Source organism: Sulfitobacter sp. HI0129 (assembly GCF_001635395.1).
Taxonomy (GTDB): Bacteria; Pseudomonadota; Alphaproteobacteria; order Rhodobacterales; family Rhodobacteraceae; genus Sulfitobacter.
Genome location: NZ_LWGH01000213.1, coordinates 1 through 19,135, shown reverse-complemented (window position 1 = coordinate 19,135; position 19,135 = coordinate 1). Strand labels below are relative to the sequence as shown.

General features: G+C 60.9%; 23 protein-coding genes. 12 read left to right on the top strand and 11 right to left on the bottom strand.

Features of this window, described 5'->3' with window-relative positions:
* Together A3764_RS02630 and A3764_RS02625 are read left to right on the top strand one after the other, a co-directional pair.
* Window positions 1–511: ABC transporter permease (locus A3764_RS02630; RefSeq protein WP_150122059.1), on the top strand; the 511-nt coding region annotated here is incomplete at its 5' end.
* A 41-nt stretch (window positions 512–552) separates the two neighbouring features.
* Window positions 553–1,542, top strand: coding sequence for an ABC transporter substrate-binding protein (locus A3764_RS02625; protein WP_067923808.1), 990 nt, complete (start codon window positions 553–555; stop codon window positions 1,540–1,542).
* A 124-nt stretch (window positions 1,543–1,666) separates the two neighbouring features.
* Here A3764_RS02625 and A3764_RS02620 read toward each other — a convergent pair whose 3' ends face one another.
* A complete protein-coding gene (locus A3764_RS02620; protein ID WP_067923811.1) occupies window positions 1,667–2,218 on the bottom strand; it encodes a L,D-transpeptidase in 552 nt (183 codons plus the stop codon).
* 147 nt (window positions 2,219–2,365) lie between these two features.
* On the bottom strand, window positions 2,366–2,572 hold the full coding sequence (locus A3764_RS02615; RefSeq protein ID WP_067923814.1) for a cold-shock protein: 207 nt from the start codon (window positions 2,570–2,572) through the stop codon (window positions 2,366–2,368).
* Window positions 2,573–2,929: 357 nt separating this feature from the next.
* Between A3764_RS02615 and A3764_RS02610 the strand changes: the two genes are divergently transcribed.
* Window positions 2,930–3,907, top strand: a complete 978-nt coding sequence (locus A3764_RS02610) for a response regulator (protein ID WP_067923817.1) — start codon at window positions 2,930–2,932, stop codon at window positions 3,905–3,907.
* A gap of 155 nt (window positions 3,908–4,062) precedes the next feature.
* Here the strand turns inward: A3764_RS02610 and A3764_RS02605 are convergent, their stop codons facing one another.
* Both A3764_RS02605 and ettA read right to left on the bottom strand, forming a co-directional pair.
* Complete coding sequence (locus A3764_RS02605; RefSeq protein ID WP_067923820.1) at window positions 4,063–4,269, bottom strand: hypothetical protein; 207 nt, start codon at window positions 4,267–4,269, stop codon at window positions 4,063–4,065.
* Between the two features lie 169 nt (window positions 4,270–4,438).
* A complete protein-coding gene (ettA, locus tag A3764_RS02600) occupies window positions 4,439–6,094 on the bottom strand; it encodes an energy-dependent translational throttle protein EttA (protein WP_067923823.1) in 1,656 nt (551 codons plus the stop codon).
* Window positions 6,095–6,173: 79 nt separating this feature from the next.
* On the opposite strand from ettA, the gene A3764_RS02595 reads away from it, so the two are divergent.
* Both A3764_RS02595 and A3764_RS02590 read left to right on the top strand, forming a co-directional pair.
* Window positions 6,174–6,671: an MOSC domain-containing protein gene (locus tag A3764_RS02595; protein ID WP_067923825.1), complete on the top strand. Its 498-nt coding sequence runs from the start codon at window positions 6,174–6,176 to the stop codon at window positions 6,669–6,671.
* A gap of 126 nt (window positions 6,672–6,797) precedes the next feature.
* Window positions 6,798–7,397 (top strand): nicotinate-nucleotide adenylyltransferase, encoded by a 600-nt coding sequence (locus tag A3764_RS02590; protein ID WP_067923829.1) that lies wholly within the window; start codon window positions 6,798–6,800, stop codon window positions 7,395–7,397.
* Here A3764_RS02590 and A3764_RS02585 read toward each other — a convergent pair.
* Window positions 7,394–8,224: a DMT family transporter gene (locus tag A3764_RS02585; protein WP_067924651.1), complete on the bottom strand. Its 831-nt coding sequence runs from the start codon at window positions 8,222–8,224 to the stop codon at window positions 7,394–7,396. The two genes, A3764_RS02590 and A3764_RS02585, sit on opposite strands and share 4 nt — an antisense overlap.
* A gap of 88 nt (window positions 8,225–8,312) precedes the next feature.
* On the opposite strand from A3764_RS02585, the gene dacB reads away from it, so the two are divergent.
* The gene (gene dacB / locus A3764_RS02580; protein ID WP_067924654.1) at window positions 8,313–9,806 is read left to right on the top strand and encodes a D-alanyl-D-alanine carboxypeptidase/D-alanyl-D-alanine endopeptidase; all 1,494 of its coding nucleotides are present in this window, start codon (window positions 8,313–8,315) and stop codon (window positions 9,804–9,806) included.
* A 16-nt stretch (window positions 9,807–9,822) separates the two neighbouring features.
* On the opposite strand, the gene A3764_RS02575 is transcribed toward dacB, so the two are convergent.
* A complete protein-coding gene (locus A3764_RS02575) occupies window positions 9,823–10,245 on the bottom strand; it encodes a tellurite resistance TerB family protein (protein ID WP_067922647.1) in 423 nt (140 codons plus the stop codon).
* A gap of 118 nt (window positions 10,246–10,363) precedes the next feature.
* On the opposite strand from A3764_RS02575, the gene A3764_RS02570 reads away from it, so the two are divergent.
* From A3764_RS02570 to A3764_RS02560, 3 genes are all read left to right on the top strand, one after another.
* Window positions 10,364–11,944 carry a lysine--tRNA ligase gene (locus A3764_RS02570; RefSeq protein WP_067922644.1) on the top strand — a complete coding sequence of 527 codons (1,581 nt, stop codon included), beginning with the start codon at window positions 10,364–10,366 and terminating at the stop codon, window positions 11,942–11,944.
* Between the two features lie 61 nt (window positions 11,945–12,005).
* On the top strand, window positions 12,006–12,419 hold the full coding sequence (locus A3764_RS02565; RefSeq protein WP_067922641.1) for a DUF4864 domain-containing protein: 414 nt from the start codon (window positions 12,006–12,008) through the stop codon (window positions 12,417–12,419).
* 156 nt (window positions 12,420–12,575) lie between these two features.
* Complete coding sequence (locus A3764_RS02560; RefSeq protein ID WP_067922655.1) at window positions 12,576–14,864, top strand: glycosyl hydrolase family 28-related protein; 2,289 nt, start codon at window positions 12,576–12,578, stop codon at window positions 14,862–14,864.
* A 10-nt stretch (window positions 14,865–14,874) separates the two neighbouring features.
* Here the strand turns inward: A3764_RS02560 and A3764_RS02555 are convergent, their stop codons facing one another.
* Complete coding sequence (locus tag A3764_RS02555) at window positions 14,875–15,546, bottom strand: hypothetical protein (protein ID WP_067922638.1); 672 nt, start codon at window positions 15,544–15,546, stop codon at window positions 14,875–14,877.
* A 112-nt stretch (window positions 15,547–15,658) separates the two neighbouring features.
* Window positions 15,659–15,844, bottom strand: coding sequence for a PLD nuclease N-terminal domain-containing protein (locus A3764_RS02550; protein ID WP_067922635.1), 186 nt, complete (start codon window positions 15,842–15,844; stop codon window positions 15,659–15,661).
* A gap of 168 nt (window positions 15,845–16,012) precedes the next feature.
* Between A3764_RS02550 and A3764_RS02545 the strand changes: the two genes are divergently transcribed.
* Complete coding sequence (locus A3764_RS02545; RefSeq protein WP_067922632.1) at window positions 16,013–16,306, top strand: hypothetical protein; 294 nt, start codon at window positions 16,013–16,015, stop codon at window positions 16,304–16,306.
* Between the two features lie 65 nt (window positions 16,307–16,371).
* Here A3764_RS02545 and A3764_RS02540 read toward each other — a convergent pair whose 3' ends face one another.
* The gene (locus tag A3764_RS02540; RefSeq protein WP_067922629.1) at window positions 16,372–16,626 is read right to left on the bottom strand and encodes a hypothetical protein; all 255 of its coding nucleotides are present in this window, start codon (window positions 16,624–16,626) and stop codon (window positions 16,372–16,374) included.
* Window positions 16,627–16,847: 221 nt separating this feature from the next.
* On the opposite strand from A3764_RS02540, the gene A3764_RS02535 reads away from it, so the two are divergent.
* Window positions 16,848–17,204: a PRC-barrel domain-containing protein gene (locus A3764_RS02535; protein WP_150120711.1), complete on the top strand. Its 357-nt coding sequence runs from the start codon at window positions 16,848–16,850 to the stop codon at window positions 17,202–17,204.
* A gap of 28 nt (window positions 17,205–17,232) precedes the next feature.
* On the opposite strand, the gene A3764_RS02530 is transcribed toward A3764_RS02535, so the two are convergent.
* The gene (locus A3764_RS02530) at window positions 17,233–17,508 is read right to left on the bottom strand and encodes a hypothetical protein (RefSeq protein WP_067922626.1); all 276 of its coding nucleotides are present in this window, start codon (window positions 17,506–17,508) and stop codon (window positions 17,233–17,235) included.
* 80 nt (window positions 17,509–17,588) lie between these two features.
* On the opposite strand from A3764_RS02530, the gene A3764_RS02525 reads away from it, so the two are divergent.
* Window positions 17,589–17,858, top strand: a complete 270-nt coding sequence (locus A3764_RS02525; RefSeq protein ID WP_067922623.1) for a hypothetical protein — start codon at window positions 17,589–17,591, stop codon at window positions 17,856–17,858.
* An 18-nt stretch (window positions 17,859–17,876) separates the two neighbouring features.
* On the opposite strand, the gene A3764_RS02520 is transcribed toward A3764_RS02525, so the two are convergent.
* Window positions 17,877–19,135 (bottom strand): helicase-related protein (locus A3764_RS02520; RefSeq protein WP_201722393.1); only part of this gene is annotated, 1,259 nt, incomplete at its 5' end.

Here is a 19,135-nt window from a genome sequence, read left to right as displayed (position 1 = left end):
CCTGCAGCGCGGATTGCTGCCCGTTGGCAACTTCGTCGCGGCGCTTCCGGTGATTGGCATGGCGCCGATCCTGGTGATGTGGTTCGGCTTTGATTGGCAGTCGAAGGCTGCCGTCGTGGTGGTCATGGTGTTCTTTCCCGTGCTGGTGAATACCGTGCAGGGGCTGCAGGACACCGATGCCATGCAGCGCGATCTGATGCGGACCTATGCCGCCGGCTACTGGCGCACCTTGCTGAAACTGCGGCTGCCTGCTGCCATGCCGTTCGTATTCAACGGGCTGAAGATCGGCACCACGCTCGCGCTCATCGGGGCGATCGTGGCGGAATTCTTCGGCTCGCCCATCAAGGGGATGGGCTTTCGCATCTCGACCTCGGTGGGGCAACTGGCGCTGGACCTCGTCTGGGCGGAGATCGTCGTGGCCGCCATCGCGGGGTCAGCCTTTTACGGGGCGATGGCTCTGGTGGAAAAAACAGTCACTTTCTGGCATCCTAGCCAGCGGGGAACCCGCTGACAAAACGATCAACGACAACGATAAACCGAAGGGAGAAAACGATGACAACATTACGCAGCATTGCCGCCGGCGCGGCTGTCGGGCTGTGGGGCACGATCGCCCAGGCCGCCGACGACGTGACCCTGCAGCTCAAATGGGTGACGCAGGCCCAGTTCGCGGGCTATTACGTCGCGCAGGAAAAGGGCTTCTACGAAGAAGAGGGCCTGAACGTCACCATCAAACCCGGGGGGCCGGATATCGCGCCCACGCAGGTGCTGGCGGGCGGCGGCGCGGATGTGACCGTGGATTGGATGCCCTCTGCGCTTTCCGCGCGGGAAAAGGGTTTGCCGATGGTAAACATCGCGCAGCCGTTCAAGAAATCCGGCATGATGTTGACCTGCCGCAAGGACGCGGGCGTTGAAACGACCGATGACTTCAAGGGCAAGACGCTGGGCGTCTGGTTCTTCGGGAACGAATTTCCCTTCCTCAGCTGGATGAGCAAGCTCGACCTGCCGACCGAAGGCGGAGAGGACGGGGTGACCGTGCTCAAACAGGGGTTCAACGTCGATCCCCTGCTGCAGAACCAGGCCGCCTGCGTATCGACAATGACCTACAACGAGTACTGGCAGGTGATCGACGCGGGCCTGACACCCGAGGAGCTTACTGTCTTCAAGTATGAGGATCAGGGCGTTGCGACGCTGGAAGACGGTCTTTACGTGCTCGAAGACAAGCTGGAGGACCCGGAGTTCGCCGACAAGATGGTGCGGTTTGTGCGCGCCTCGATGAAGGGCTGGAAATACGCCGAGGAGAACCCGGACGAAGCGGCAGAAATCGTGTTGGAGAACGATGCCTCCGGCGCCCAGACCGAAGAGCATCAGAAGCGCATGATGCGGGAGATCGCGAAGCTGACCGAAGGCAGCGATGGCACGCTGGATGAAGCGGATTACGAGCGTACCGTACAGTCGTTGCTGTCCGGCGGGTCGGATCCCGTGATCACCAAGGAGCCGGAGGGCGCCTGGACCCATGAGATCACGGACAAGGCACTGAACTAAATCGTCGCCCATGACGAAGAGAAGGCCCGGCAGCGATGCCGGGCCTTTTTGCGTACGGGAACGTCCTTTGACCGAAAAAGGCTGATGTGATGCACCGGCCCCGAGATGTTTCGTAATTGAGCGGTCAGAGCACCGTAACGGTGGTGCCGATGGGCACGCGTTCATAGAGGTCGACGACATGTGCGTTCAGCATACGGATACAGCCGTTGGAGACTGACCTGCCGATGCTGCCGGGTTCGGTCGTGCCATGGATGCGGTAGAACGTGTCCCGCCCGTTCTGGAAGAGATAGAGCGCCCGTGCCCCGAGCGGATTGCCGGGACCGCCCGGCTGGGCGTCGGTATTGCCGATGAAACGTTTGTAGGTTTCGGGCTCCCGTTCGATCATCTCATCCGTGGGGCGCCACGTGGGCCATTCCTTTTTTACCGCGATATTGGCCTTACCGGTAAATTCGAGGCCTGCCCTGCCGACCCCGACGCCGTAACGCATGGCCCGGCCCGGTGCGGTCACGAGATAGAGGTAATGGCTGCGGGGCAGCACGATCAACTCGCCCGGCGCGTATCGCGCCTTTACTGACACCATCTGCGGCGTCGGATCATAGGCCGCTGCCTGGGCACCGGCGAATTGGGGAAAGGTGGCAGCGGCAAGGGACGTGGCAAGGAATGTACGGCGGCGCATCGGAGGCTCCATGGGGTTCTTGCAAGAAGGATTGGATAGAGTGTTGGCCCCCGCAAGAGGCTTGGCAACCCCTGTAAAAGAAAAACCGGCCCTGTCCTGCGACGGGGCCGGTCAAATTCATGTGCGGGGGGCAGGCCCCCTCAGGCATTATGCCAGTTGGATGTTCGTCGCGGATTCGCGGCCGTCACGGCCGGATTCGATGTCGAACGTCACTTTCTGGTTGTCGGCCAGACCTGTGAGGCCGGCACGCTCAACTGCGGAAATATGGACGAAAACGTCCTTGCTGCCGCCGTCGGGTGCGATGAAGCCGAAGCCTTTAGTTGTGTTGAACCATTTTACGGTGCCAGTGGCCATTCCGTTGTCTCCTATAGTTGCTATCCGCGTTGTTGCGATAGCCCGGCGTAGTCGGTCGAGATCGAAGACTGAGCGCCGGTAAGGGAGACAGTGGGTCGAAATAGAATAACGTCTGCAGCGCCTATATGGCACCCGAGGGGGATTCGTACAAGTCTAGTCGCAGGATGACCCTCTGAGCGGCACGTTTGCGCCTCTATTTCGGATCCATCCCTTGTTTTATTGAAGGCGCGACTCAAACCCTTCCAAAGTATCGCCTCAAATCGGTCTCACCATTGCCCGTAATCAATGGCTTTCTATGGACAGAACAATCTCACCCGTCGCGATGACGGAACTGCCGTAGCGAAGGATATTGGTGCAATGCGTATATTGGCTGTGGATGACGACCCCGTCATTCTCGAACTGCTCAGAAGCTGTCTCGGGCGTGTGGGGGAATACGAACTGACGTGCTGCGACACTGCCGAGGCAGCGTTGAAAACGATTTCAAGCACGGAGATGCCATTTGACTGCTTCCTCCTCGACATCATGTTGCCGGGGGTGGACGGCATCGAAATGTGCAAGATCTTGCGCGAGAAGACCGAGTACCGGACAACGCCGGTTCTGATGGTCACGGCCAGCCGCGAGCCCACGCTGATGCAGCGTGCTTTCGAGGCGGGTGCGACCGATTTCATCAGCAAGCCGCTCGATGGAATGGAGTTGGGTGCGCGCGTCAATTCCGCAGGTATGCTGAACGCCAGCCTGCTGCGGGAGCGGGAAGCCCAGCATACGCTGGCAGAACTGACTGCCCTTACAAAACTGAAATTCGATGAAGGCATCAACCTGGGGATCCCCCATGTCAGTGACCTTCTGTCATTGGAAAATCATCTGCTGCGTCTGCCGGCGGGTTGCTACGCGATGAGCCTATTTTCGCTGGATGTGGTGGGGCTGAGGGCAGTCTTCCGCTCTGTTCGGCCTGCGGCTTTCCGGCAGAACCTCGAACAGATCGCCCATGCGGCCATCGATGCCCTGCAGGACCGGGACTGCCAGATTGCCTATGCGGGCAGCGGTCGTTTCGTCGGTATCGTGATGGGCCGCGCGCGGATGGACAACGAAAAGATCGCCCAAGCGGTTTCCGAACGGCTGCAGGAAAACTGGGAGCCGGAACTGACCGGCGTGGCCAAGGCACCGGCGATCCGGGTCGAAAGCGTGACCAGTCAGCGGGTCTGGTCCGGTCTCGCGGCGAGCAACAAGCTGCGGGAATATCTCAACTCTGCCGATCCACTGCATGGCCTGGCGGATGACCGTTCGGACAATCTGTTCGAACGTATGCAGAAAATGGTGATGGCCGAAGACAAGTAGGCCCGCCATTACCACCGCGGGGATGTGGGAAACCGTCGCACCGAAAGGAGCGGCGGTTTTTTTTTCTTGGGAGGGGGCTTTCGACCGCGGGGTTCGTCATGGCCCATGAAAGAGCCCGCGACATGCGCGGGCCGGGGTGTCGAAGCGGAATTTTATCAGGCGCGGGCGGTATCCGCCAGGGTGGAATCTTCGTTTCCTTCCTGAGAGAGTAGCACCAGAGCGATGACGGCGAAGAAAGTCATGGTGCCGACAGCAGCATAGAAGACCAGCGCGATCAGCAGCCCGGTACCCACCACGAACCATGCGGTGAGAAACCCGAGGGTGCCGGTAATACTTGCGATCATCAGCGCGACTACGGCCATTGCCAGCTCCTTGCTTGTCGAAAGACATGAGAGACGGGCGCTGTGGCTAAATTATGGCAATTCGCGACACATTCTGGGGCAACCGCCTTTTTCGAAGCCATAGGCCCGCCGCATGGATGCGCCGGGCCTGTCAGTTGTGAGTCGTTCGGGTCGGGGGCGACCAGAGCTATTAGCGCACGAACTTCTTGTGCTTCAGGCGTTTGGGTTCCAGAGCGTCGGCACCGAGGCGGCGCTTCTTGTCCTCTTCGTAGTCTTCGAAGTTGCCTTCGAACCATTCGACATGCGCCTCGCCTTCGAAAGCGAGGATATGTGTGCAGATCCGGTCAAGGAAGAAGCGGTCGTGGCTGATGACGACGGCGCAGCCCGCGAAATCCACCAAGGCATCTTCGAGCGCGCGCAGGGTTTCGACATCCAAATCGTTCGTCGGTTCGTCGAGCAGCAGAACGTTGCCGCCCTCTTTCAGCAGGCGCGCCATATGCACCCGGTTGCGTTCACCACCCGACAGCAGACCCACCTTCTTCTGCTGGTCGCCGCCCTTGAAATTGAAGGACGAGCAATAGGCGCGTGAGTTTACCTCCGCATCGCCCAGCTTGATGATCTCGGCGCCGCCGGTGATTGCCTGCCAGACGGTATCGTCGGCATTGAGGTCATCGCGCGACTGATCGACATAGGACAGATCGACCGTATCGCCGTATTCGATGCTTCCCGCATCGGGCTTTTCCTGCCCGGTCAGCATCTTGAACAGGGTCGATTTACCGGCGCCGTTGGGGCCGATCACGCCCACGATGCCCCCGGGCGGCAGGGAGAAGTCCAGCCCGTCGATCAATTGCTTGTCGCCCATGTGTTTCTTCAGGCCTTCGACCTCGATCACCTTGTTGCCGAGGCGGGGGCCGTTGGGGATGACGATCTGCGCACGGGCGAGCTTTTCCCGTTCGGAGGTCTCGGCAAGCTCGTTATAGGCGTTGATCCGGGCCTTGGACTTTGCCTGCCGCGCCTTGGCGCCCTGCCGCATCCATTCCAGTTCGCGTTCCAGCGTCTTCTGCTTGGACTTGTCTTCGCGCGCTTCCTGTTCCAGTCGTTTGGCTTTCTGCTCCAGCCAGTCGGAATAATTGCCTTCGTAGGGAACGCCGCGACCTCGGTCCAACTCGAGAATCCAGCCGGTGATATCGTCAAGGAAATAGCGGTCGTGCGTGACGATCAGGATCGTGCCCTTGTAGTCGATCAGGTGCTGCTGAAGCCAGGCGATGGTTTCAGCGTCGAGGTGGTTGGTCGGTTCGTCGAGAAGCAGCATGTCGGGCGCTTCGAGCAGCAGCTTGCATAGCGCCACGCGGCGCGCTTCACCGCCCGACAGATCGGCGATATTGGCGTCGTCCGGGGGGCAGCGCAGGGCTTCCATCGCCACGTCGATCTGGCTGTCCAGATCCCACAGGTTCTGCGCGTCGATATCGTCCTGCAGCTTCGCCATCTCGTCCGCCGTTTCGTCCGAGTAGTTCATCGCGAGGTCGTTGTAGCGGTCGAGGATCGCCTTCTTGGGCGCCACGCCCAGCATGACGTTCTCACGCACGGTGAGGTCCGGGTCGAGCTTCGGTTCCTGCGGCAAATAGCCGACCTTTGCGCCCTCCGCGGACCAAGCCTCGCCAGAAAAATCCTTGTCGAGACCGGCCATGATCTTCAGCAGGGTGGACTTACCCGCGCCGTTCACACCGACCACACCGATTTTTACACCGGGCAGGAAATTCAGATTGATGTTCTCGAAAGTCTTCTTGCCGCCCGGATAGGTCTTCGAAACACCGGACATGTGATAGACGTATTGGTAGGCTGCCATGGGAATCCTCGGACAGAAATGAGTTGCCGTCCAATATCCTTCGCGGCTGCCAAGATCAAACCCTGCGTGGAGCGCCATCATGCGTGATCTCAAGACGCTCGTCTCAACCTATGCCCAGCCGGGGCGAATCGAGGAAATCTGGTTGCGTCCCGGGCGGCTTGCGGAGCCTGTTTCCGTTCAGGACGCTCAGATCGTGGAAAAAGGCCTTTCGGGTGATCACGCCCGACCCGGAAAGCGTGCGGTGACATTGATACAGGCGGAGCATCTGGCAGTGGTTGGCGCATTGCTGGGGCAAGGCCCGGTAGAGGCGCGGAAGCTCCGGCGTAATCTGGTGGTCTCCGGTATCAACCTTGTTGCCTTGAAGGGTCGGCGCGTCGCCGTGGGTGGTGCGGTGCTGGAATGGACGACCGTCTGTGCACCCTGCAGCCGGATTGAAAAGGCGCTGGGGGAGGGCGGTTACAGTGCCCTGCGCGGTCATGGCGGATGGTGTGCGCGCGTGCTGCGGCCGGGCCGCATTGCGGTCGGCGACAGGGTTGAGCCCTTGCCGGACGACGCATTGGTACAGGAAAGCCGGTAACGCGCGGCTGAAATTGCCCGGAGCGTGGGGTTATTGTCGGCGCCATTCTCTGCGCCGCGATTGACAAACCTCGGCAAAGCCCCTCCCTTCGGCCCCTGATGCAGCCAACACCGGGGGCCGGTTTTCTTGCGTTTCGACTATCCACTGACCGGACCGGGACAGGTCGTCGGCTTATTGGGCGGGTCTTTCGATCCTGCGCATGAAGGGCATGCCCATATCACGCGGGAAGCGTTGAAGCGCTTTGGCCTCGACCGGGTGTGGTGGCTGGTAAGCCCGGGCAATCCGCTGAAACCGAAAGGCCCCGCCCCCCTCGAACGGCGGATGGCGCGGGCCCGGCTGGTCATGGACCATCCACGCGTCGATGTGACCGACATAGAGGCACGTCTGGACACCCGCTATACGGCAGAGACGCTGGCGCGGTTGTGCGCGCTCTACCCGGATGTTCGCTTCGTCTGGTTGATGGGGGCCGATAACCTTGCGCAGTTTCATCTGTGGCAGGATTGGCGCGCGATCATGGAGGCGGTCCCGGTAGGTGTTCTCGCCCGGCCCGGGCAGCGCATATCGGCCCGGATGAGCCGCGCATCGGCGCTTTATGCCCGCTACCGCATCCCGGGGAGCCAGTCGCAGCTCTTGGCGCAGGCCAAGGCCCCGGCGTGGTGTTTCGTGAATGTGGCGATGACCGACGCGTCGTCCACTGCGATCCGTGCCGCCGGGCAATGGGACTAGGATGAACGCAGCCGCGCCGAAGCGAGCCCGGCGGTCAGGATGATGCCGAGGCCGATCCAGGTGAAGGCGTCGGGCCAGTCGCCGAAGATGAGCCAGCCAAGACCGACGGCGGCCACGAGTTGGAAATAGACAAGCGGTGCCACCTGCGTCGCCGACGCGACCCGATAGGCGTAGAGCAGCAGCAGGTTGCCCAGCATGGAAAAGGCGGCGCTCGCCAATGTCAGCGCCGCGATGGGGGCGGTGACCGGCGGCAGTTGCCACAGCCCCACCGGCAAAAGCAGCAGCGTGGGAATCGCCAGTTGGGTGAAGGTCAGCGACAGCGGATGCCCCAGCCCGCCCAGCCAGCGCGACATGGTCAGGTATATCCCGTAGAAGGTGCCCGCCGCGAGCGCCCACATAAGGCCGATTGAGAACTGGATGCCGGGGCGGACCACAACCAAAACGCCCACGAAACCGAGTGCGACGAGCAGGCTGCGCAGGGGCGTGACGGTTTCCCGCAGGAAAATCACTGCAAGCACATAGCTGACAAGCGGCCCGATGAAGAATGCGGCAAAGACTGATGCGACCTCTTCGGTTTTCAATGCGGTCTGAATGCAGCTGATGCCCCCCGCCAGCATTGCTGCACGCACCCAGATACGGGGGTCGCGCAGCAGGCGGAGCGTGCCGGACGGGATGAAGGGAAGGACGAGCAACGTTCCCAGCACAAAGCGGGACCAGGCCACGAAAAGCGGAGAGACCCCGAATGCCGACGTCAATATTTTACCCGCGCTGTCCCCGGCGGGAATCAGCGACATCGCGAGAAACATGATCGGAACAGCGGATTTCATCGATGTCGGTTATCATGGCGCATCGGACAGCGAAATGTGATTTGAGACTGCTTGTGGACACCCCCTGCGCGCGGTTTAAATGAGACTCATGTCTAGGAATGTTACCCGTCGTTTTCTCTTGGGGGGCGCTGCCTCCCTTATTGCCGTGCGCGCCGCTGCGGCTGAACCGCCCACTTCATCCCTGCGGCCCGTTCTGCGGGGGGAGGACCTTTCACGCCGCAATGTCCCTGAACCGGATCAGATCATTCGTGGCCAGAACCTTTCCGGAGAGGTCGCCTTTGCCGTGGCGGAGGTTGGCACCGGGGCGCGGCTGGAGCAGTCCAACGCACAGGAAGGCACGCCGCCGGCCAGTGTGGCCAAGGCGCTGACCGCGCTCTATGCCCTCGATATCCTCGGGCCGGATCACAGGTTCGAGACGCGTCTGCTGGCTACGGGCGGTGTAACCGGAGGGGAGATTCAGGGGGATCTGATCCTTGCCGGAGGCGGGGATCCGACGCTGGATACCGATGCCCTGGGCACCATGGCCGCGAACCTGAAAGAGGCCGGGATCATCGGCGTGAAAGGCGATTTCCTGGTCTACCAGGCTGCCCTGCCGGTAGAGGCGATGATCGACCCCGAACAGCCCGACCACGTGGGTTACAATCCTTCGGTGTCGGGCATCGCGCTGAACTACAACCGGGTGCATTTCGAATGGAAACGCGGCGGAGACGGCTATGACGTCAGCATGGAAGGCCGCTCCGCCAAGTACCGCCCGGGCGTTCAAATGGCGCAGATGCGTGTGATCGATCGCAAGGCGCCGGTCTATACCTACGCCGACGCTGGCCTGCGTGACGAATGGACGGTGGCCCGGCGGGCCTTGGGCAACGGAGGCGCGCGCTGGTTACCGGTGCGCAAGCCCGGGCTCTATGCGGGGGACGTCTTTGCCACGCTCGCCCGGTCAAACGGGATCGTCCTCGGCGCGCCGAAAATCACTCCGACGCTGCCGCAGGATGCGAAGGTGCTGGTCACGCAGCGCAGCGGGGATTTGCGCGGTATCCTGAAGGACATGCTCAAGTGGTCCACCAACCTCACCGCAGAGATGGTAGGGATGGCCGCGTCGAAAAAGCGTGTGCCGGAGCTTGCTTCGCTACGGGCCTCGGCGGAAGAGATGAACAAATGGGCAATGGCGAACTATGGCCTGATCGGCCCCCGGATGGCTGACCATTCGGGGCTGAGCGACGACAGCCGCCTGACCGCTTCTGACATGGTGACGGCCTTGCTGGAGGCGCGCGGAGAAGGGCTGCGCCCGATCCTGAAATCCATCCGGCTGCGCGACAGCCGTGGCCGCCCGGATGGAAACCACCCGATCAAGGTCGCGGCGAAGACCGGAACGCTCAACTTCGTCTCGGGCCTCGCGGGGTATATGGTGGCCGAGGACGGCAAGGAACTGGCCTTTGCCATTTTCGCCGCCGACGCCAAGGAACGCGCGCAGATCAGCCGGGAGGAGCGCGAACGCCCGCCCGGGGCACGTGGTTGGAATGCCCGGGCGAAACGGGTTCAGCAGGAGCTTATCGAACGGTGGAGCACGCTTTACGGGGCATGACCGCCGGGGTTTCACCTCAGGTCATGTGGCGTGCCCGGGCACCTCTTTCGATGGCCGCGGCATGCAGGCGATCGAGGTTCAGCTCGTAGCGGATTTCCTCCAGCAGGCGCAATTCGGCTTCACGTATGCGGCCATCTGCGGCTGCCACGTCGCAGGCGAGGGCGTAGGCGGTTTCGAACAGGCGTTCCGGTAAATATTCGCGGATCAGGCCGAACAGCGCGTCCAACCCGTCTTCCTGCTCGAAGAGATCGAAGACCGTCTTGCCCATGGTGGTCAGCCGGTCGCTGTCGTAGCCCGAAAAAATCGGCAAGGTGTTCACCGCGGATTCGATCTTGACCAGTTCGGCGGTGCGAATGTCTTCATCCGACGCGGAAATGGCGATCATCAACGCGACAAGGCAATCCTGCGCGCTGAGGGAATGTGGGTCTTCGCTGGGCATCGGCTGTCCTTCGGATTTCACGTTGCAGCGCAGAATATTGACGGCTCAGGGGTGACGCAATAGGAACGGGCGACGCCGGCGCCCCCGCGCCGGGCAACTCAATTGGAAAGCATAGACAATGTCCGAACTGCGCGAAGCGGCAATGACCAGCAAAGCATGGCCTTTCGAAGAAGCGCGCCGGGTATTGAAACGCTATGAAAAAGCGCCGCCGGAAAAGGGATACGTCCTGTTCGAGACGGGCTATGGCCCGTCGGGCCTGCCGCATATCGGTACCTTCGGGGAGGTCGCGCGCACCACGATGATCCGCCGCGCCTTCGAGGCGATCAGCGATATTCCCACGCGGTTGATCTGCTTTTCCGACGATCTCGACGGTATGCGCAAGGTGCCGGGCAATGTACCCAACCCGGAGGCGCTGGCCGAGCATCTGCAGCGACCGTTGACTTCTGTCCCGGACCCGTTCGGAAAGTTCGACAGTTTCGGCGACCACAACAACGCGATGTTGCGACGGTTTCTCGATACCTTCGGGTTCGAGTACGAGTTCTATTCGGCGACGGAGTTCTACCGTTCCGGCCAGTTCGATGAAATCTTGCTGCGCGCCTGCGAAAAGTACGATGAAATCATGTCGGTAATGCTCAAATCGCTGCGCGAAGAGCGCCGGCAGACCTATTCGATCTTCCTGCCCATCCATCCCGAAACGGGTCGTGTCATGTATGTCCCGATGAAAGAGGTAAACGCCAAGGACGGCACGATTACTTTTGACGACGAGGACGGTACCGAAATGACGCTGCCCGTCACGGGCGGCAATGTGAAGCTGCAGTGGAAGCCCGATTTCGGGGCGCGCTGGGCGGCTTTGGGTGTCGATTTCGAGATGTACGGGAAGGACCATTCCACCAACACCCCGATCTACGACAGCATCTGCCGCATCCTGGGGGAAAAGGCGCCCGAGCATTTCACCTACGAGTTGTTCCTCGACGAAAACGGGCAGAAGATATCCAAATCATCCGGCAACGGTCTTACCATCGACGAATGGCTGACCTATGCGAGCACGGAAAGCCTGTCCTACTTCATGTATCAGAAGCCGAAGACGGCGAAGCGCATGTATTTCGACGTTATTCCGAAGGCTGTCGATGAATACCATCAACAGCTTCGGGCCTATGAAACGCAGGATACCAAGGCGCGGCTCAACAATCCGGTATGGCACATCCATGGCGGCGAAGTCCCGGCATCGGACATGGTGGTGCCCTATTCCATGCTGCTCAATCTGGCTTCCGTTTCCTCGGCCGAGGACAAGTCGCAGCTTTGGGGATTCATCCAGAGGTATGCGCCCGAGGCTTCGCCGGAAAGCCATCCGGGGATGGACGCGGCGGCCGGTCACGCGGTGCGCTATTATAACGATTTTGTAAAGCCGAACAAAGTCTTCCGGGAGCCCAGCGAATCGGAGCGCGAGGCGCTCGAAGATCTTCGCGACCGCCTGAAAAACTGGGATGGCGGGGCCGATGCCGAAGCCCTGCAAAGCATGGTTTTCGCGGTGGGCAAGCCCCGGTTCGATCCGCTGCGCGACTGGTTCACGGCGCTCTACGAAGTGCTGCTGGGGGCGAGCCAGGGCCCCCGGTTCGGTGGTTTCATCGCGCTCTACGGCATCGACGAGACGACCGCGCTTATCGATGCGGCGCTGGCGGGGCGACTCGTCGCAGGGTGAAACTCTTGCCTGCTGACCCGCGTGACTTAACATAAGTCAGGCGGTTAGGGAGGATACCGACATGCGGCAAGGATGGATCGCACTTATTCTGGGAACATTGATGGCTCTTTCGAGCGGCATCGCGGCTCTGGCGCAGGATGCCGAGATCAAGGAGACCATCGATAGCCAGTTCGAAGCCTTCAAGGCGGACGATTTCGACACCGCCTTTGGCTATGCCACACCGCAACTCAGGTTTCTTTTCCAGAGCCCGCAGAATTTCGAGCGCATGGTCACCCAGGGGTATCCCATGGTCCATCGCCCGGCAGAGGTGCGGTATCTTGAACTGCGCGAAGTGGCCGGGAACCTCTGGCAGAAGGTTCAGATAACCGATGCGAAGGGTTTCATGCATCTGCTCGACTACAAGATGGAAGAAACCGAAGAAGGCTGGCGCATCGGTGCCGTTCAGATCCTCGGTAATCCGGGCGTTACGGCCTGACCCAAGCGTTGCGCGGTCTTTGCTTGCTGCGCGCCCCCGGCGCGCCCTTCGTTAATACCTGAAGAATACTTCCCCGTTCCTGCGTTGCCCGGCAACGCGCCGCTGGAACACGTGCCGGTCCCGATGCTTCGGGATGCCGCAGAAAGGGAAGATTCAATGAACAAGGCGATTACCGACGGACTGCTGCTGATGCCGAGCCCCTTCGCGGATGGGCTGCAGCCCTATTCCAGCGCCGATGGAACGCCCGGTTCGGACAGTTACGAAGGTTCGGCGGATGCGGCATTCATTGCGGCGGATCAGGATTTCGGCGGAGCGCTCGAACTCTTGAAGACGCAGACGATACAGCGGTTGCGCTACAAGGGGGAAACGCCGATTTTGCCGGGCTGCTACCTGCGGATAACGGCGCGGGTCAAGGCGGTCAGCGGCAATCTTCCTGCGGTGCGCATTGCGGGCTATCCAGCGCTGTCCAACGGATCGCGGGCAAGCGGACTGTTAGAGTTCGGGCCTGCAACGCAGCTGACGACCTATGGCAAGGTAGAGGAGATCACCGCCATCGTAGGCACCGGGAACCGGGCCGGGGTGGACATGGTCTGGGGCATGGAGCCGCAATACGGGCATTTCGGGATCGATCTGACCGGGCAGACCGGGGGCGTCGTCAGGATCGACGATCTGGTGATCGAAGATGTCACATCCATCTTTCTGCGCGACATGCTCGCACAGGTCGACGTGCGGGATTATGGCGCTGTAGGCGATGGCGTGACCGACGATACCGCGGCGTTTGAAGCCGCCAATGCCGTCGCGGCGGGGCGCTGCGTGCTGGTGCCGGAGGGGACCTTTCGCCTTGAAACCAGTGTGACTTTCGACGCGCCGACCCGGTTCGAAGGCAAGGTGAGCATGCCTGCTGAGGCGGTGTTGCTGCTGCGCCGGGATTTCAACCTGCCCCAGTACATCGAAGCCTTCGGCGGTGAGGAAACGGCGTTCCTGAAAGCGTTTCAGGCGTTGCTCAGCAATTCCGACCACGAATCGCTCGACATGGGCGGGCGCAAGATAACGGTGAGCGCCCCGCTCGACATGCAGTCCGCCGTTCCGGACAAGTCGAGCTATGCGACCCGGCGTGTCATCCGCAACGGTCAGCTCGAAGCGGCGGCGAGCAGCGCGTGGGACACGACGACCGTCACCTCGCGGGCGACCTATTCGCCGTCGGACCCCCGCAAGCTGACAGGCGTGGTCAACGTGGCCTCGGTTCCCGTGGGTGCACATGTATCCGGGGTGGGCGTCGGGCGTGAGATTTATGTGCGATCGAAAAATGTGGCGCAGCAGGAAATTACGCTGAACGCGCCGCTTTATGACGCGGCGGGCACGCAGAATTTCACATTCTCGCGTTTCAAGTACCTGATGGATTTCAGCGGTTTTGCCAGCCTCAGCAAATTCGTGCTCGACGATGTAGAGTTTCAGTGCAACGACCGGTGCAGCGGGATCAACCTCGCACCTTCCGGTATCACCTTTCACCTGCGCGACTGTTTCGTGAGCAGGCCCATGGATCGCGGTGTGACCTCCACCGGCGGGGGATGTCAGGGCATGTTGATCGACCGGTGCCAGTTCCTGTCCTCGGAAGATGCGCTGACGGTGCCGGAACGCCGTACCATCGCGCTCAACACCAACGCCAATGACGTGAAGCTGCGCGACAACAGGGCCACGAAATTCCGGCATTTCGCTCTGTTGGCCGGGGGCAACAGCATCGTTACCGGCAACCATTTCTTTCAGGGGGATGCCATCGACAACGGGGTGCGGTCTGCCGGTCTGATCCTTGCGTCGTCCTATACCTCGGCGGTTGTCACGGGCAATTATGTCGATAACTGTTTCATTGAATGGACGAATGAACAGGACCCGACGCCGGGCTTCACCTCCGGTTTTTCGTTCAGCGCGCTGAGCGTGACGGACAACATCTTCCTGTCCGGCGAAGTTGCACCGTGGTTCAGCTATCTCGTGGTCAAGCCGCATGGGGCGGGGCATTTCCTGAATGGTGTGACGATCACCGGCAACAAGTTCCGCAGCATCAACGGCGCAATCGAACGGGTTGAGCGCGTGGATACGACCTTTGCCGATCTGGACCTTTCCCGGTGCAAGAACGTGGTGATGAAAGGCAATTCCTTTCATCTCGTCGACCGACAGGTTTCCAACGCGGTGGAGATCGAATTTACCCAGACCACGCCCGCCGATACCTGGATCATCGGAACGGATGGCAAGCTGCCCTTCGAGGGACAGGCGCTGAACGCCGATGCGGTGGTGGCGCATGGCGCAATTCGTAATGCAGCGAATGTGGCGCAGTACCAGATGCCCTATTGCCGGCTCTCGGAAGGGACGGATGGCAAACGCCTGCACCTCGTTTGGGGCACCCCGGTGAAGGGCAAGGTTTCCGTGCTGGTGCGGATGGACAACCGCTGAGGGACCGTGATCAGAACCGTTGCCAAAGCCCGATCTTGGCGGCGGTTCGTTCAGGCCGGTCCAAAGGGGTTTCAAAACCGATCTGGATCCGGCTGTCCCGCGTTTCGAGGTAACGCCAGACAAAGGAAGGCGCCAAGGTAGCCCCGTTCCCGGTTTCACTTTGATAGAGGTATATCTGACCCATTGCCGCGAGATCCGAGGTGAGGTTGAGCCCGATTGTACCATCTACCTTGAAGAGATAGCCGCTGTCCTTCAGCCCCTTACGCAGGGCGCTATCGACCGTGGCCCAACCCGATGTTCCCCGCCATTCGAAACCCCGCCCCCATGACAGCCCCGCTTGGGCGTGGGGGTGGGTCACCTCATTTGCCCACCGCGCGCCCAGACCCAGTTCATAGGCGAAAAGATGGGGAGCCGCCCCCATGTCGAGCGGTCGTCGCAGGAACAGCGTGGCACCGCCTTTCCGACTGCCGAACCGATCGTTTTCAAGGATCAGCTCTGCGCCGAGGGTCAGGTGGGGATGCAGCCCGTGTTCAAGGTAGGTGTTGCGGGTTACATCCAGCTGATAATTGAGCGTCGTTGAAACCGAAGTGAAGGTGCTCCCGCTCTCTGCCAGCCATGGACCGGCGGCGCCGGGAGCGGGTGTTTGGACCAGTAGGGTGAAGGCAAAGGCGAGAGGTTTCATGACGGCGCTCCTGCCCGCCATCTTGGTTAATCCGGCACTAAGAAAAGGTTACCGCGACCGCCAAATGAAAATGGCCCCTCGAAAGGGGCCATTTGTCACATAACTTTATCGATCAGGTGCGGACTTTGTTGCCGCGCGGCCCTGCGATGAGCCAAGCAATGAAGCCAAGCACGGGCAGTATCAGGATCACGAGGGTCCAGATCACCTTTGCCGCCGTGGAGCTTGCCGAGGTAAGTACCTGATAGATCGCGTAGATGTCGGCGATCAGCACGATTAGGCCGAAAATTCCGAATTCCATATTTGCCTCCGATAACGAAATGACGTGTCTGGAGGCTCAACGCGGAAATGTGACCGGCGTTCCACACTTTCGTTCGGAACCTTTCCCTGGCCGGAACCCTTTTGTCTTTCGATGGTTTCTGCACCGACAGCGCCCAATCAGGCGTTGAAAGGAAAGAAGGAATACACAATGAAAACGAGTGTTGCCGTGGTCGGGGGGCTGGTTGCCGCCGTCGTCATCGCCGGTGCAGTCTACCTCATCGACATTGATCAAACGCAAGAGGGCAGCCTGCCCGATGTGGATGTTTCGGTTGAGGGGGGCGAATTGCCGAAGTTCGACGCGGAAGTAGGCTCCATCGAAATGACCGAGGAAGAGGTCACTGTGGAAGTGCCCAAAGTCGAGGTGACATCGGAAGAAGAGACCGTCACCGTTCCGGGCATCAGCGTCACGCCGCCTGACGAAGAGCCGGCGCAGACAGAGTAATTCTCACCAAAGGAATTTTAACCAGTATCGGGGTGCCCTTTAATCAGGGCACCCTTTTTTGGTCCTTACTGGCGTTCGAGCTTTTTGACGGGCAGGGAGCCGTTGTCACCGTCGGATACGAAATCGATGGTGATCTTATCCCCGGCTTTCAGGTCGGCAGGGACGAGAGCATCGGCATGAAGGGTCCAATGCGTCTTGTCGGTAAGCACGATGACGTTGGCGAGACGGTCGTAGGCTAGGATCGTGCCGCTGGTCATGTCCGCGAAGGCGGGCGTGGCAAGGGCGCCGAGTGTCAGCAGGGCAGGCAGGGTAATGCGCATTCTATGTCCTCCGGGGATACGCTGGAGGGTAAATCGTGCGCGCCCAGACCACTTTCAATAGCGCCACGAAAATAATTCTTCGGCCTCACGGACAAGGGCGCGGGGGCGGTTTCGGCCCTCTTGCCCTAGGCTGGATGCCGCCCACCCCATGGCCTTGGCAGGAACCTGAAATGAAACCGTGCGTTTTGTTTCTATCAATTCAGACAAGAAAGGAACGCGCAATGAACACGAAGTCTCATACCGCCTCGCTGGTTTCCTCCTCTGACGTGAATGGAACCAATGTTTACGGTGCAGACGGGTCCGAAGTGGGCCATATCGACCATCTGATGATCGACAAGGAGTCCGGTAAGGTCGCCTATGCCGTCATGGGGTTCGGCGGCTTTCTGGGTATGGGGGAAGATCACCACCCTGTCCCATGGGATGCGCTCCGCTACGATACTTCGCGGCACGGGTTCGTCACGGACATCACGCCCGAACAGCTCAAGGGCGCGCCTGAACGCCGGGACGACTGGCATCAGGACCGTGCATGGGAACAGCGGACCTTTGACCACTACGGCATTCCCTACTACTGGATCTGACCTTGATGAAACGAGGAAGGAAGGGCGGCTAATGGCCGCCCTTTTTGCAGGTCTCGGTGACCGCAATCCGCGCCTTCACGCGGAACGCTCCGTCTTCCAGTTCGACCAATCGCCAGGATTTCGCGGGGATATCTGACCCGGCAAAAGTGGTATAGGCAGCGACAGCAAGTTCCGGCCATGCAAGGTGCGCGGAGGCCGAAGCGCCATCCGCAAACCGGATGAGCGCGGCGCCATCCTTTCCTGACAGGATGCGCCCGGTCGCGCCGGGGTAGAGGTGGGAATGGTGCGCTTCGATTTCGGTCATACCCAGAGTCGCGAAGGTTGCGGGAACGAAGTCAGGCTGACAGGGTTGTCAGGTAGATCAAGACGGAAAGGGTCGCTCAGATGGAAGAACTGTTGCAGGGCTTCGGCATTTTCATATTCGTGGTGCTGGCCATCATCGGTCTGGTGGCGGGCTGGCTGGCCGGGCTCGTCGCCGGAAAACACAAGGGCAAGTTTGCCTTGCTGGGACTCGTCGGGGCCGTGCTTGCGCCTTTCGTTCTGGCCCTGCTCGGTCTGGGCGCGCTTGCCGCCGGGGGGCTGGTTGCGATCATCGTGGTGGGCCTGATCGGCGCGGCGCTGCTGCTGATGATCGGCAAGATGATCTTTGACTAGGACGCGCGCGGCGCAAGGCTAGCGCTTGCGCCGTTTGACGTTACCCCCGCGCATACCGCCGCGGCCCGCGGTTGAGCGGCCCGCTGCCTTTTGCGCATCGTCCACCGCTTTTTCCACCGCATACTGCCGCGCCATCGGGTCGTCGGCGATTGCCAGATCCACGGCTTCCAGACGCTTGACCTCGTCCCGCAGCCGGGCGGCTTCCTCGAACTCGAGGTTTTCGGCGGCCTTGCGCATGTCGGTGCGCAGCCCGTCCAGTACCGCCTGCAGGTTTCCGCCCGCCAGGGGGTTGTCCACCTTGGCGGTGACGCGGTTCATGTCCACATCGCCCTTGTAGAGCCCGGCGAGGATATCCTCGACGTTCTTCTTCACCGTCTGCGGGGTGATCCCATGTGCCTCGTTGTAGGCAATCTGCTTGGCCCGGCGGCGATCGGTTTCGCCGATGGCCCGTTCCATGGATCCGGTAATGCGGTCCGCGTACATGATCACACGGCCCTCGGCGTTTCGGGCGGCCCGGCCGATCGTCTGGATCAGCGAGGTTTCTGAACGCAGGAACCCTTCCTTGTCCGCGTCGAGAATGGCCACCAGCCCGCATTCGGGAATATCCAGACCTTCGCGCAGCAGGTTGATCCCGATCAGCACGTCGAAGGCCCCCAACCGAAGGTCGCGCAGGATCTCGATGCGCTCGATCGTGTCGATGTCCGAATGCATGTAGCGCACGCGGATGCCCTGTTCGTGCATGTATTCGGTCAGGTCTTCGGCCATCCGCTTGGTCAGGGTCGTGACCAGCGTGCGGTAGCCGTCGGCGGCAACCTTGCGCACCTCGTCCAGCAGGTCATCCACCTGCATCTCGACGGGCCGGATTTCGATCTTGGGATCCAGCAGGCCGGTCGGGCGGATGATCTGTTCGGTGAAAACGCCGCCCGCCTGTTCGATTTCCCATGCGGCGGGGGTGGCGGAAACAAAGACCGATTGCGGCCGCATGGCATCCCATTCCTCGAATTTGAGCGGGCGGTTGTCCATGCAGGACGGCAGGCGGAACCCGTGTTCGGCCAGCGTGAACTTGCGGCGGTAGTCGCCTTTGTACATTCCGCCGATCTGCGGCACCGACACGTGGCTTTCATCGGCGAAGACGATGGCGTTGTCGGGGATGAATTCAAAAAGGGTGGGGGGCGGCTCGCCGGGGGCGCGGCCCGTCAGGTAGCGTGAATAGTTTTCGATGCCGTTGCAGACGCCGGTCGCCTCCAACATCTCCAGATCGAAGTTGGTGCGCTGTT